The sequence below is a fragment of the Thiomicrorhabdus sp. ZW0627 genome, from assembly GCF_029767005.1.
Lineage (GTDB): Bacteria > Pseudomonadota > Gammaproteobacteria > Thiomicrospirales > Thiomicrospiraceae > Thiomicrorhabdus.
On the sequence record NZ_JARUQR010000001.1, the window covers coordinates 363,439 to 377,039 of the forward strand.

Genomic DNA, 13,601 nt, shown 5'->3' on the forward strand with positions numbered 1-13,601 from the left:
AAGACGGTTTCATCGCTATGCGCTATCTGTCTCTGGTCACTTTTAATCGGTCTAACGCCCTATGCCAAACTACCGGATTGAATTCCATAAACGCATTAATGAAATACCCGCTTCAGAGTGGAATGCCTTAGTCAGCGATAACAATCCATTCATTCGTTACGAGTTCTTAGATGCGCTAGAAGAACACCGTTGCGTCAGCCCTGAATTCGGCTGGCTTCCACACCATATGTCTGTCCGTCAAAACGGCAATCTGGTCGCCGCGATGCCCTTATATGAAAAGCATAACTCTTACGGCGAATTTGTTTTTGACCATAGCTGGGCGGATGCCTGGCAAAGAATTGGTCTGCCCTATTATCCGAAGCTGGTGACCTCAATTCCATACAGTCCGGTAACCGGTCCGAGGTTACTGGTTTCTGAGAATCACCGGAAAGAGCCTTTGCAATCCCTCCTGGTTGAACAAGTTCAGCAATATTGTCTCTCACACGGTTTCAGTGGATGGCATTGCTTATTCGCCAACCAAAATGAACAGGCCTGGTTATCTACACAAACTGATTTCTATACCCGACACGACTGTCACTTCCATTGGTTCAATCGGGATTACATTACGTTTGATGACTTTCTCGATAAACTGACCGCAAAAAAACGCAAGAACATCCGCCAGGAACGTAAAAGCATTGATCAATCCGGCATCCATATACGGGTACTGGACGGACACACTGCCAGCGACGATGATTGGAAGCGATTCAATTACTTCTACCATAAGACTTTTACCGAAAAATGGAGTACTCCGACCCTTAACGAAGGCTTTTTTAAATCTGTGGCGAAATCGCTTCCGGACCAGACCGTACTGGTCATGGCGGACAACCCTGACGGCGTATGCATAGCCGGTGCACTGATGTACCGAAGCGATACGATTCTATATGGACGACACTGGGGTTGCATCGAAGAGGTCAAAAACCTGCACTTTGAAGCCTGTTACTATCAGGGAATTGAATATGCGATAAGACATAAGCTGGAACGCTTTGAACCCGGTGCGGGTGGAGAACACAAGATTGCCAGAGGATTTATCCCCGTCGAAACCCAATCGTCACATTGGGTAAGTCCAAATCCATTTCCGGAAGGCTTGGCTCAGTTTATCGTTGAAGAAAGAAACGCCATAGAAGATTACATTGAGGAATGCTCGGAACACTCACCCTACAGAGAATAACCGTGATAAACAAAAAAGGGGCTAAAAGCCCCTTTTATAATTTTGAGATTAATCTCTTTACTGAACGAACCCAACTGTACTGCCAGTAGAACCTGAAACAGGCTCTGAACTAGAAGTGCTGTCCGTTGCATTGTATGTATTGATAATACGCTGCATAGCACTCAGGTTAAACGGTTTGAAAATTCCCGTTCTAACAGAACCGTCTGCCGCAATACTGTCATCAAGACGGTAAGGATTTGTACCATCGGTTGTATACACCTGATAACCAACCTCAAGTTTATTATCCTCATAGCGTCCCATAGGCACCGCAACATACGGTGTAGTGTCCGCCAAAGCTCCGGTTACAACATTACCAAGAACCACCTCTGTGTTCGCTTTACAAGCGATGGAACCATCGGCCGATTTGACTGGCATACCGTTCGCATCTGCTTCATAGTTACACATAGCAACCGTTTCAGCCGTTGCATCCTTAATATAGAAGCTCAACTGTTCCTCTTTCCAGTACTTTTGATTAATGGCATCCTTACGTACTTCCGAACTGTTGATGTAATCGCTAAAGGTATATTGAGTGTAAGCTCCAGTCGCTGGGTCCATGGTACCGCCAAGCTCGTATGAACCAACTAGATCACATGCATAATCGCCATCTATACCTGGAATTTCAACCGTTGGGCACAATTCACTGAAGCCCTTAAGATTACCGATGTTACCTAAATGTAGATCCGGTGTTTCGCTATAGGCGAACTGATAGACGTAATCCCCCTCTTCAAACGTAACGCTTGCATCTGCTCCGTCGAAATCTTCGATACCCTTTTCAATATCCATTGTTTTTCCTGCCAAAGACATCTTAGCAACACTGAATACCTGAAGTTGGTGACCGTCAGGAGTCTTAAAAGTAATCGAACCATCAGCATTCTGAGTTACAGGCATGCTTTTAATCTCGTCTTCAGGTGCTTTAGCGGCCAAGCGGGTTGCGACTTCATCTTCACTTTTCAGCCCAAGGAATGACTGCACATCCACCTTGGCCTGGTAAAATGCATCCTTCAACATTCCCATCACTTCAACGATCGGTGTTTTCTGCGTTTCAGTGTAAGTCGTATCAGTCGTGCTAGTCTGCTTCATCTCTTGCATGCGCATGTTCATGAAAACCGCGCCACCTGCATTCATAGCCTCTACCGGAGTAATGCTTTCAGAAGTTTCTAAAAGAGTCAGTTCTGATTTAGAATCTTCATAATCTTGGCCAGTCATAGATGACAAAGTTGCGTCTTCTGTTTCATTCGACTTGCTATCGGCAAAATCAACGTCTACTTCACCATTGTCTTCAATATGAATCTTGGCCGCAGAATAAATCGAAGGCAACTTAGCGCTAACCGCTTTAGCAACGATCAATTGGATTTTCTTGGCGTCTTCATCCGTCAGCTGAACACCTTGGTTCTGCAAAGTCGTTGTCAAGGTTTCCGAGAATGTCGCCAATACACGTGCCACCACCTGAGCGGTCTGGTGAATCACTTTGTAGTTTGCATCACCCGCTTTACCCGCTTCGATGAAGTTTTCATACAAATCAACGTCTGTATCGGCCGTCACACCCAATTCGCTTTTGACGCTGGCTTCTGCCTGTGCAGGCGTCATTGAAGGGTTTAATTCGAGTTTCGATTGAACCATGGTTGTAATCGGGCTAACAAATTCCGGCTTCCCTGCCGGTGCAGAAAGGACATAATCCTTGGCAACCACACCACCAATATCACTATCAATGGTTTCACCACCAATCACTTTGGCGATCACTGCCGCACTGGCGATTTGTGCAGGAGTCGCTTCAAATGAATATTTACCGTTTGCATCGGTAGTTGCACTTGGTTCACCTGCATCACACAATTTGTTTGCGTTTAAATCAAGGCAGACCTTAGCACCGGCAAGGTAACCATCTGCAACAGTACCGCTGACGGTATTAGACGCTGTGGTAGATCCTCCACCACACGCGGTCAATCCTAGTGAAGCTGTAAACATCGCCGTCCAAATGGCCTTTTTGTTCAAACTCATTTTTATCACCCTTTTTACAAAAAAAATAGAATTGCTTACTTGGGTGGAAGTTTTATTTATACTCCTGCCCAAGTCTCATTTATGGTAATTTCATCCTAATCAAGGCGTTGGGTAATAGGTAGAGTAAATATTCTTTACACCCCTAAATTTCATAAAACTGTCATAAAAACAAAGAACAAAAAAAGCCCGGTAAAACCGGGCTTTTTTAATCAAAATACTCAATGAAATCAATGATTTTCAGGTAAAACCAAATTCAATTCCAACACTTCAAAACCATCTGCTTCATCCACTGATATTTGCAGTTTGTCTTGATCGATATCAACGTACTTGGAAATCACAGCGAGAATTTCTTCGCGCATCTTCGGCAAATAATCCGGAGTATTACGTTCAGAACGCTCATGCGCCAATAAGATCTGCAACCGATCTTTGGCCACATTAGCCGATTTCTTTTTTCTTTGTCCAATTAGGTAATCGAGTAATGCCATTCTTTACTCCCTATTACTTGCCAAACAATTTTTTGAATAGGCCTTTTTTCTCAACCGTCAAGAAGCGATGCTCGATTTCTTCGCCCAAGAAGCGATCAACCACATCGTTATAGGCCTGTGCCGCCGCTGAATTCTCATCCAAAACGACAGGAGAACCGGCATTTGATGCATTCAATACATCTTCCGATTCCGGAATCGCACCCAACAACTTCACACTCAGAAGATCAATTACATCTTCGACTGACAGCATTTCACCAGTCTCTACGCGTGCCGGGTTGTATCGAGTCAGAACCAAATGCTCGACGATCGGAGCGTCGCCGTTTTCCGCACGTTTGGATTTCGCCTGAAGAATGCCCAGAATACGATCCGAATCACGTACCGAAGAAACTTCAGGGTTGGTGACAATCAACGCTTCATCGGCAAAATAAAGTGCCAATTGCGCGCCCTTTTCGATACCTGCTGGAGAATCACATACGATGTAGTCAAACCCGGCTTCTTTCAAATCTTCGATGACTTTCTCGACGCCTTCAAGAGTCAGGGCGTCCTTATCACGGGTCTGTGACGCTGCAAGAATGTACAGGTTCGGTACACGCTTATCTTTGATCAGTGCCTGCTGTAGACTCGCTTCACCTTGCACGACGTTGACGAAGTCATAAACCACACGGCGTTCGCACCCCATAATGAGGTCAAGATTACGCAAACCCACATCGAAATCGATGACCGCAACTTTATAGCCTTTTAAAGCCAAACCGGTTGAAAAACTTGCACTTGTGGTGGTTTTACCCACGCCTCCCTTACCGGAGGTCACTACGACTACACGAGACACTCTGACTCCTTTAACATCTATCTAAAGATGGTGAAATGTTTCTAAATGATTTTAAAAATTTTGTTTAATTATAGTAGCTTAAAATTTAATTGTTCGTTCATTAAAGCAACTTCGACAAAACCGGTTTTATACTCAGGCAGAATATCTTCCGATAACTGATATAGCCCGGCAATGCAGACCAGTTCCGCATCAATCTTCTGGGCGAAAATCCGTGCAGAGATTTCACCTTGAGAGCCGGCAAACACCTTGCCTCGAATGGTACCGTAAACGTGAACGTTACCGTCGGCAATGATCTCGGCACCCGGGTTCACCGATCCCATAACGATCAAATCACGATCTTTAGCATAAATCTGCTGACCGGAACGTACTGCGTGATTGACGACCATCGCGGTTTTAAGACCCGTTTGCTCTTCGGCACCACCCTGCTCTTTTTTCTCTTTTGGTCGTTTTTTGGATTTCACTTCTTCTGTAAATACGGCCAGCCCTGCATAATTCGCCTGCTCTTTAATAGCCTCATCCTGGGTTCTTATCCCGATAGGGATCATCTGCTTCTGATGCAACAGCTCAACTAAAAGTGCCAAAAAGGTGGGATCCAAATTATCGACTTCCGGCTCTAAGACCACTGGAATGCCGACGAAAAAATCAGGAGCTTGACTGACCTTGGCTTCCAACGCCTCTTTGGTCTGTTCAATGTCGTTACTGAAAAGTTTTAAAACCGTTAAAGAAAGAATAGACCCCTTAAGGTCAATGACTTTATTCATAATGTTATTTTTATTCTCTGGAAAGGTTGAGAGCAGTTCTATTTGAAATGCAGTCTACTAGAGCCTTCCAGACCTGTCAATTCGGGCTTTGAAGATACTGTAGAATTTATCGACCAGCATGGTTTCTTCGCAAAATCCAACCATAATAACAGTGTGTGAAAGGATTGACTTGTTTTAAAAAACGAGCAGGCCTGCTGGCTTTGTAAAAGATAGAAACCAACTGTAAAACACCCGAAACAACTCACCCTGTGAATGTTTTCTTTTGAATGATCCGAACATAATTCGTGTACAGATAAAACAGTCCCAAGGTCAACAATGCAACACTGTATCGTCCAATCCAATCATGAACCAAATGAAACTGCTCCGGCTGGTCTATAACAACTAACGTGATAAAAAGCATACGAAGCGTATTGATCACTAACACAGCGCAATACCCAATCAACAGCCACAGGGCTTTGCTCTGTAAAGAAGTAGGATAAGCAAGAATCGCCGCTGCCAATAAAAGATATGGGGTCAGACCATTACACTCATGCAGAATCTTCAAATGCATGCCATTATCCAACAAAAGACTCTCGGCTTGAAAATGAACGGGAAGATCAAAAATAGAGACCCAAAGGTGGGTGATGTGAATCGTTAATCCGGTTTGAAGCTGGTTAACGATAAAGAGCGGGCTCAACCCATCAAAGAAAAGCAAAAAAAAGAGCGCTCCCACCCAGACTGCATAGCGAATTGCAAAGCCTATCATCTGAGTGGTGCGCCCTTTTGTTTAATCGACTTTAGAGACGATTATTTAGACAGTTTTCTGCGTGCAATCAAGGCTCCCAATCCCAAGAAACCAAGGATACTTGCTAACAAGCTACCATTATCGTAAACGCTGAATGCATTACCACTGGCTGGAATATATCCAGTTAAATCAGTCGGGGCCGTAGTCCCTGTCGGGGCCGTTTGATCCGTCGATACGATTGGCACCATGCGGATAGTAAACGTATCTTGAGGCAAGGCGCTTACATCACCAACTTCAACCATATAAGTCAATCCCAGGTTCAGCAAATCTTCAATTCGATCAACTGAATAACGTGAATCAAGAGACCATGTTTCTAAAACACTCATAGGAACAGGTGCAAAATTTTCTTTCTGACCATATTTCCATTGGGTACCGTCCCAAAATGCGCGCAATAACGCATCCGTTGTGGCATCACTGTCGTGATCGAAGAAAATACCTGCCGGAACAAACGTACTCGGAATCCACTTACCGAATAAAGTTGGATAATTACTCGTCTTCACAGCCACAGATTGAATTGTGCCTGCATCCGCCAATGTCACATCATAACCTGCCGAACGGGTATCGAAGAAACCATTCGGATCGGCTGTAGCAGGATCATAATTAGGATCTGCAGGGTCCGTAATCACCTTGTCGTCAATACCAAACAAACCAGTTGAGAATTTTGCCAGGTCGGTTAAATCCCAAAAATTGTTCGTTGTATCCGCATCAGTATTATCACCTACCGCCAAATGCAGATTGGTTCTTACTGAATCGGCATAGGATGCATCCGTAATTTTCTTGAAATCAGCACCAACACCAAAACCTAACTCGATTTTAAAGCCATCAAGGCGTTTGTCGGTGTAGTTGTTCAACTTCTGAAGAACCGTATATCGTCTGACAGCAGTCTCAGCAGAACTGGTGACGCCTTTATCAACATTGAAAACGATGTCGATTCCTTTCGAACCATCCAAAGTAGCTGAGGATGGTAAGGCCGCCACTTTAAAACGCTTATGTGTCTGGTAAGGACTGCCGCATAAAGTCGGAGCCGGTTTAGCGGTATCTAAATAACCGGTATAACCCAAATTCGTTTCTTCCGTGCTTAAGTCATCCGCACTCAGATAAGAGGTTGTCATAATACAACTTGCCGGGCGACCGTTTGTTAAGTTACTGATTGTATCGGTTGTAATGACCTTGATTCCCGCCGGTTCACCAACCGGCCAGTTTTTACCGGTCAGACGCCCCATTAAAGTCCCTGATCCTACGCCATCGTAGATCAAACTTTGGAAGGTATCACCCGAAACCATAGCGTTATAAGAACCATCGGTTTCATTAAATGTTTTATTCAAAACCGCACCGGTTTCCGCATCAACTATTTTGACTTCAATATTTCCAAGATTCCAACCACCAAAGCCATTTTTCCATTCTTCAGTCAAATTTGAACTAGGAGTGCCTTGGGCAACACCTACAATTTGACCCGCTTGAACGGTTGGCACTGCCATCAAACAAGCTGAAGCAATCATGCTCAGTTTGAACATTTTAGATATTTGCATTTCCATCCTCCGATACGATCTTTTCTGAATTTATAGTGTCACCCGACCAAGGGTAAGTAAAATTACCCATAAGTATTTTATGGTATTCTGGGCTTAAGTATAAACAAAACCTAATACGCTTGCATCCCCCGTTCGGGGGAAATTTTCATAAATTTGATTCTATGTTTTTCAATCTTGATTTTTATCAACAAAATACCGTTATTTTTGCTATCTTTTTAAATAATGACCCTCATAAAATTGTTGGTAAAAACTAGATAAAGGGATTTTCTTCAATGCACAACCTTCCAGACAACATAGCTAAAAGCCCTTGTTCATCGGTAACCAATTTATTTACGGATACGGAGTTCCTACAAAAACTCACACACATCCAATCCTGCTTGATTTATGGTCACAACATACAAGCCATACTTAAGACGGAGGTGCCTTTCATCACCGAAACAACAGAATGCAAAATCATGGCGATTTGCTTGGAACAACAGGGCAGATTACAACTTGAATTTATTCTGGATAGAAAAAAACAACTGATTAAGAACTTGAAAAAACTGAACGTCGTTCCCGGTCAACTGGACCTTTCAAATTTCATGAAGCAACATGAAACCGAAATGTTGGAAGAAGGCAGTTACACCGAATTCAGAACACTTTTCAATTTTTTTGAGGGTTTATTAACCGAGACCAAGTGCCAACAACTTGAACAAGCTATTAAATTCCAATCAGCTTTGGTGTTACCTATTTTCAGTTACGATGATCAAAAAATCGGTTATTCAATCTTCGTCTTTCATGAAAATGAAAAACCAAATCTCACCAACTTGAAAAAAATTAATAAGCTTTTTCAAGCCATTGTTCAACCACTCTATGATCAGGAAAGTAAAATTTTCTACTCTAAGTGCAATCGTGTTTGCACAGAAATGCCGATGCTGACCGCTACGGAGAAACGAATCATCAAATTGCTTCTACAAGCGAAGAACTACCCAAAAATCGCAGACGAGCTGAATATTAGTTTGAACACCGTCAAAACCCATATGAAAAACATTTTCTTCAAATACCAGGTTCACTCAAAGTTAGCCCTATATAACAAAATAAAAGGCAGTAGCTTCTAACCTCATAACAAAACCAATGCCCATTAACCAGGCCCCGAAAACAAAAAAGCCCGGTTACTAACAAGCCGGGCCAATTGAGTTTAACGACAAATCAAAAAAGGAATTAGCGCTTGCCCGCGCCACCTGAATGATTCATTCCCATTGAACCGCCATTCTTCACTCCACTATCAAAGCTACGGTTCATTGGACGGTTAACGCTACGATCACCCTGACCATTGCTTATCTGTTGCTGCTTCTCGTAGCGATATTCATAGGTATTCTTATTCTGTTTCTGATACTGGTTACTAGTGCTTTTAGGAACTTCCGGTCCGACTCGATCCTGATTCTGCAACTGAATCTGGTCTCTTGTCTGTAATTGAATGTTCTCTGCTGCATCCGCTACTGCCGAAGTTCCGGTCAATACAAACCCAAACATACCGATTGTAATAACTTCTTTAATTGTCATGCGTCCACCTTTTGGTTAGTTATTATTCAAGAATCCATGCATCCTTTTACGATTATACTAAATGGGAAAATTTCACACGTCAATATTAAAAAGTGATTTTTTTACATTTACCTGCTTTTTAACAAGTAGGACAAATGTCTTAAAATAAATTTTTTTTATTAAAATTCATAACATTAGCAATGAATCGCTTTTAGTTTTATACTTAGAGTCTAGGATATTATATGGCGGTGAGTAACTATGTCTTCACGTTACAACCATGCTTCATTGGAAGAAGCGGATGCCACACTGGGATACATTCTCGACATCGTCTCCGACGGAGTATGGGACTGGAACGCCACGACTGGACACGTACAACGCAGTCCAGGCTGGTATCGCATGCTAGGATATGAAGTTAACAGCTTCGAAGAAAGTGTCTTTACATGGGAAAATGTCATCCATCCCGATGACTATGAAAAGGTCATGCAACACTTTGAAGCCTACATCCGTGGCGATATTAATGAATATCGAATTCAGTACCGCTGCAGAAAAGCCGACGGCTCTTATCTGTGGATCGAAGACTCCGGTAAAATCGTCGCCCGTAGTGCTGACGGTAATGTAGAGCGCATGATCGGCGCCCATACCGATATAAACGAAGAAAAAAACGCACAAAAAAAACTTCGACGTCAAAACCAACTGCTTCAAAACGACAACTCGACGCTCGAAAGCCTTATCAACCAACGCGCCGGCGAACTCATAAAACTCAATCATAAACTTAAGTCACAGGTCGAAGAGGCTCAATACAATGCATCACACGATGTATTGACTGGTGCCTTCAACAGAAGATGTTTCGAAGAGCGCTTCCATCAGGAGCTCGATCGTGTAAAACGCTATGCGCACCCTTTAAGTGTCATTTTAGTGGATGTTGATGACTTTAAAGTTTTCAATGATAACTACGGACATAAAATGGGAGATGAGGTGTTGCGCTGTGTTGCGAATCTCTTGAAGCAACACCTTCGTGACAGTGACCTGCTCGCCCGATGGGGGGGTGAGGAGTTCATTGCCATACTTCCCAACACCAAACTTGAACAAGCGGCGGAGAAAGCGGAACAATTACGTCAAATCATCGCCAATACCCATTTTCTGGATAAAGCCAATATTACGTGCAGTTTTGGGGTAACAGCCTATACGCAAGGAGATACATCGGACTCAATCTTCTCTCGTGCCGACAAAGCACTTTACAAAGCCAAATCACTGAATAGAAACAACATTCAAACCATCTAAGTGCTCACAAACCACTCTGATTCAAAAACCGATGTGAATATTCACAAGTTGATATGAAGTCTTTTAGAAAATAATGGTGCCCAGGGCCGGAGTCGAACCGGCACAGTGTTTCCACCGGGGGATTTTAAGTCCCCTGCGTCTACCAATTTCGCCACCTGGGCATACAGAAAGTACCGGAGTACCTTAGAAAGAATTCGTGTCAATTTACGAGGGGTAAATTGGAGGCGGAACCCGGAGTCGAACCGAGGTCCACGGATTTGCAATCCGCTGCATAGCCACTCTGCCATTCCGCCATATTGGAGCGGGAAACGAGGATCGAACTCGCGACCCCAACCTTGGCAAGGTTGTGCTCTACCGCTGAGCTATTCCCGCTGATGAGGGCGTATTATAGGGCTTTCCCAATTAAGGTCAAGCTATTTTATTAAAGAATCTCGTTTTTTCACTCTTGCCCCGGTAGCTATAAACGAGTTATAAATTCTTAATGCAAACTAAGTGTTTGATTCCGTTGAACGAATGATTTCAGGTAACGCCGCACGGGTATATTGCACCCAAGTAATCACTGTCAGCGCCGCTGCGAAATAAAGCATCGGGAAACCGAGTGCTCCCCAGTCAACACCCCATAGTTCACCACCATACAGCAACCAAGTCAAAGCGGCCAACTGTGAAGCGGTTTTGATCTTGCCTAACTTGGAAACGGCCACCACTTCTCGTGCATCATTTTCGGCCATCCATTCACGTAAGGCAGAGATACCGACTTCCCGCATCATGATAACAACAGCCGAAAGGATAACCCATATATTGTCATGATACTCTGCCGCAACCACGATTAACGCCGCCGCAACGATCAACTTGTCAGCCACCGGGTCCAAAAACGCACCCAACTTACTGTCAGAACCGAGTTTACGGGCCAGAAAACCATCAAACCAATCTGTGATGGCGGCAATCATAAACGCCAAACCAGCCCAAAAACGGGCATCCTCAATCGGTGCGTAATAACAAATCAAAAATACAGGAATTAAAACGACTCGAGACCAAGTCATGATCATGGGAATGGACTGAACATTCATCTTCAAAATGTTTCTCTTAAAAAATTAACCAAAATTACGAATTCAAATTATCACTAATACTATCACGTTTAAACGGTATTTAATCCGTTAAAATCCCCTATAAGAAACAATAACCTTAATTTTTACATACAAATTCAAACAGGCCTGTTCAAAATCTGGAGTGCTGCTTCAGGCGACCTAAAGGCTTCCATGAAAAAAGTCGTAAATTGTCTGAGCCTTTTCCAAACTGATTCCCTTAACTTTACTCAACTCTTGCACCGATGCGTTTTTAATCTCATTCAGACCACCGAAGTGCAATAATAAGGACTTACGGGTTTTTGGTCCAATCCCGGCGATCGACTCTAAACTGGATGAAGTTTGTGCTTTAGTACGTTTAGCGCGATGTGAAGTGATTGCAAATCGGTGTGCCTCATCCCGGATATGATTGATTAGATGCAGAGCAATATCGTCCGATTCGAGATCAATGCCTTCTTCATTGAATGGCGTATAGAGAATTTCCAGCCCCGCCTTGCGCCCTTCTCCTTTTGCAACCGACACCAAAGGCACCGATTCAAGATTAAGCGACTTCAACACATCTATGGCTTGATTAAGCTGCCCTTTACCGCCATCGACAACAATCAAATCAGGTAATCGCCCATCTTCTTTTTGAATACGGCTGTAACGACGTTCAAGCGCTTGATGCATCGCTGCATAATCGTCTCCAGGCTGAATTCCCTGAATATTGAATTTGCGATACATCTGAGTATTTGGAACGCCATCCGTAAACACAACACAACTGGCTATTGTATGAGTTCCTTGAGTATGACTTATGTCGAAACACTCCATCTGTTCGGGGGGCTTAGCCAGTGCCAATACTTCCTGCAAGGCTTTCACCCGTTCAAACTGGCTGGCCTTCTGACCAAGATGCTGCTTCAACCCGGTTATCGCATTGGTCGAGGCTAATTGAATCAAACCCTTGGCCGTCTGCTGCACAGGCTGTTGAATCTTAACTTTTTGCTGACGTTTTTCGGAAAGCCATGTTTCCAGCAACTTCTGCTCTTCCAGCTTACTCGGTAACAACAGAATTGCAGGAACAGGATGGCTTTCATAATGCTGAGCAATAAAAGCCGACAAAACCGCTGATTCATTGTTCCCGTCGTCAATACGGTCAACCTGCTTTGGATAGAAATGCTCGCTCCCCCAAAGATTACCTCCACGATACATCATCAAACAGACACAAATCTGATTGGCTTGCTCAGCAACCGCCAATACATCCATATCCTTAGCGCCAGGCTGGTTTATCAGGTGCTGGCTCTGAATGGCACGCAAAGCCGCAATTTTGTCACGGTAAACCGCCGCCTTCTCAAAATCCAGCGCCTCGGAAGCTTCCTCCATGTTACGGCCTAGCTCATCGATGACATCAAAGCTTTTACCTTCCAAAAACATCAGAGTGTGGCGAACGTCTTCGTCATATTCCTGCTTAGTCACCAACCCGTCGACACAAGGGCCAGAACAACGTTTTATCTGATATTGGAGACACGGACGGGAACGGTTATTAAATACGCTTTCGGCACACTGTCTGACCGGAAATATCTTCTGCAGCGCCTGCAGCGTCTGATGAACTGCCGACGCATTTGGAAATGGACCGTAATATTTTCCCACCCTACGTTTCGCACCACGATGATAACTTAATGATGGAAAGGTTTTCCCTGTTGAAACAAAAATATAGGGATAAGACTTATCATCACGAAACAGGATGTTATATTTCGGCTTCAAACGTTTGATCAGAGTATTTTCCAGAATCAGCGCTTCGCTTTCGGTGTCTGTGACGGTCACTTCAATATACGCAACTTGCGCAACCATCGCAGCCGTCTTGATCTCTTCGTGTGATTTTTTGAAATAACTGGACACACGGCGCTTAAGATTTTTGGCCTTACCGACATAAATTACCTTGCCCTTGGCGTTATACATCCGATAAACGCCGGGACGCTGAGTCAACTGTTTGAGAAAAGCCTCTATATCGAAATCGTGCACGACTTTTTCTACAGGGACTTCATCAAGTTTTGATTGTGTGTCGGTTTTTTCCAGATTCGGTTGGGTCATGAGTGTTTACAAGGTAAAATGCGA

The 13,601-nt window shown here is 43.7% G+C and carries 12 protein-coding genes and 3 tRNA genes; 3 read left to right on the top strand and 12 right to left on the bottom strand.

Annotated elements, in window-relative coordinates:
* The first annotated feature begins 61 nt into the window (after window positions 1-61).
* Entirely contained in the window at window positions 62-1,207 is a 1,146-nt protein-coding gene (locus QCB45_RS01845; protein WP_279418837.1) for a GNAT family N-acetyltransferase, read from the top strand.
* A 57-nt stretch (window positions 1,208-1,264) separates the two neighbouring features.
* Here the strand turns inward: QCB45_RS01845 and QCB45_RS01850 are convergent, their stop codons facing one another.
* From QCB45_RS01850 to QCB45_RS01875, 6 genes are all read right to left on the bottom strand, one after another.
* Complete coding sequence (locus QCB45_RS01850) at window positions 1,265-3,241, bottom strand: hypothetical protein (RefSeq protein WP_279418838.1); 1,977 nt, start codon at window positions 3,239-3,241, stop codon at window positions 1,265-1,267.
* 227 nt (window positions 3,242-3,468) lie between these two features.
* Window positions 3,469-3,726: a cell division topological specificity factor MinE gene (minE, locus tag QCB45_RS01855; RefSeq protein WP_279418839.1), complete on the bottom strand. Its 258-nt coding sequence runs from the start codon at window positions 3,724-3,726 to the stop codon at window positions 3,469-3,471.
* Window positions 3,727-3,739: 13 nt separating this feature from the next.
* On the bottom strand, window positions 3,740-4,552 hold the full coding sequence (gene minD / locus QCB45_RS01860; RefSeq protein WP_279418840.1) for a septum site-determining protein MinD: 813 nt from the start codon (window positions 4,550-4,552) through the stop codon (window positions 3,740-3,742).
* A 68-nt stretch (window positions 4,553-4,620) separates the two neighbouring features.
* Entirely contained in the window at window positions 4,621-5,313 is a 693-nt protein-coding gene (gene minC / locus QCB45_RS01865) for a septum site-determining protein MinC (RefSeq protein ID WP_279418841.1), read from the bottom strand.
* Window positions 5,314-5,554: 241 nt separating this feature from the next.
* Window positions 5,555-6,058, bottom strand: a complete 504-nt coding sequence (locus QCB45_RS01870) for an exosortase/archaeosortase family protein (RefSeq protein WP_279418842.1) — start codon at window positions 6,056-6,058, stop codon at window positions 5,555-5,557.
* 41 nt (window positions 6,059-6,099) lie between these two features.
* Complete coding sequence (locus QCB45_RS01875; RefSeq protein ID WP_279418843.1) at window positions 6,100-7,626, bottom strand: choice-of-anchor F family protein; 1,527 nt, start codon at window positions 7,624-7,626, stop codon at window positions 6,100-6,102.
* 581 nt (window positions 7,627-8,207) lie between these two features.
* On the opposite strand from QCB45_RS01875, the gene QCB45_RS01880 reads away from it, so the two are divergent.
* Window positions 8,208-8,723: a helix-turn-helix transcriptional regulator gene (locus tag QCB45_RS01880; protein ID WP_279418844.1), complete on the top strand. Its 516-nt coding sequence runs from the start codon at window positions 8,208-8,210 to the stop codon at window positions 8,721-8,723.
* Window positions 8,724-8,826: 103 nt separating this feature from the next.
* Here QCB45_RS01880 and QCB45_RS01885 read toward each other — a convergent pair whose 3' ends face one another.
* Window positions 8,827-9,168 (bottom strand): hypothetical protein, encoded by a 342-nt coding sequence (locus tag QCB45_RS01885; protein WP_279418845.1) that lies wholly within the window; start codon window positions 9,166-9,168, stop codon window positions 8,827-8,829.
* 237 nt (window positions 9,169-9,405) lie between these two features.
* On the opposite strand from QCB45_RS01885, the gene QCB45_RS01890 reads away from it, so the two are divergent.
* A complete protein-coding gene (locus QCB45_RS01890; protein WP_279418846.1) occupies window positions 9,406-10,428 on the top strand; it encodes a diguanylate cyclase in 1,023 nt (340 codons plus the stop codon).
* 74 nt (window positions 10,429-10,502) lie between these two features.
* Here QCB45_RS01890 and QCB45_RS01895 read toward each other — a convergent pair.
* The 5 genes from QCB45_RS01895 to uvrC form a co-directional block, all read right to left on the bottom strand.
* Window positions 10,503-10,589, bottom strand: a tRNA-Leu gene (locus tag QCB45_RS01895).
* 58 nt (window positions 10,590-10,647) lie between these two features.
* Window positions 10,648-10,721: transfer RNA gene (locus tag QCB45_RS01900), tRNA-Cys, on the bottom strand.
* 4 nt (window positions 10,722-10,725) lie between these two features.
* Window positions 10,726-10,800 (bottom strand) — tRNA-Gly (locus QCB45_RS01905).
* Between the two features lie 116 nt (window positions 10,801-10,916).
* The gene (pgsA, locus tag QCB45_RS01910) at window positions 10,917-11,495 is read right to left on the bottom strand and encodes a CDP-diacylglycerol--glycerol-3-phosphate 3-phosphatidyltransferase (RefSeq protein WP_279420003.1); all 579 of its coding nucleotides are present in this window, start codon (window positions 11,493-11,495) and stop codon (window positions 10,917-10,919) included.
* Window positions 11,496-11,672: 177 nt separating this feature from the next.
* Window positions 11,673-13,577: an excinuclease ABC subunit UvrC gene (gene uvrC / locus QCB45_RS01915; RefSeq protein WP_279418847.1), complete on the bottom strand. Its 1,905-nt coding sequence runs from the start codon at window positions 13,575-13,577 to the stop codon at window positions 11,673-11,675.
* Window positions 13,578-13,601 lie beyond the last annotated feature (24 nt).

Coding starts and splice junctions, on each gene's coding strand:
- QCB45_RS01885 (WP_279418845.1), bottom strand. CDS start 9,168: ATGACAATTAAAGAAGTTATTACAATCGGTATGTTTGGGTTTGTATTG.
- QCB45_RS01890 (WP_279418846.1), top strand. CDS start 9,406: ATGTCTTCACGTTACAACCATGCTTCATTGGAAGAAGCGGATGCCACA.
- QCB45_RS01870 (WP_279418842.1), bottom strand. CDS start 6,058: ATGATAGGCTTTGCAATTCGCTATGCAGTCTGGGTGGGAGCGCTCTTT.
- QCB45_RS01875 (WP_279418843.1), bottom strand. CDS start 7,626: ATGCAAATATCTAAAATGTTCAAACTGAGCATGATTGCTTCAGCTTGT.
- QCB45_RS01880 (WP_279418844.1), top strand. CDS start 8,208: ATGAAGCAACATGAAACCGAAATGTTGGAAGAAGGCAGTTACACCGAA.
- minC (WP_279418841.1), bottom strand. CDS start 5,313: ATGAATAAAGTCATTGACCTTAAGGGGTCTATTCTTTCTTTAACGGTT.
- QCB45_RS01845 (WP_279418837.1), top strand. CDS start 62: ATGCCAAACTACCGGATTGAATTCCATAAACGCATTAATGAAATACCC.
- pgsA (WP_279420003.1), bottom strand. CDS start 11,495: ATGAATGTTCAGTCCATTCCCATGATCATGACTTGGTCTCGAGTCGTT.
- QCB45_RS01850 (WP_279418838.1), bottom strand. CDS start 3,241: ATGAGTTTGAACAAAAAGGCCATTTGGACGGCGATGTTTACAGCTTCA.
- uvrC (WP_279418847.1), bottom strand. CDS start 13,577: ATGACCCAACCGAATCTGGAAAAAACCGACACACAATCAAAACTTGAT.
- minE (WP_279418839.1), bottom strand. CDS start 3,726: ATGGCATTACTCGATTACCTAATTGGACAAAGAAAAAAGAAATCGGCT.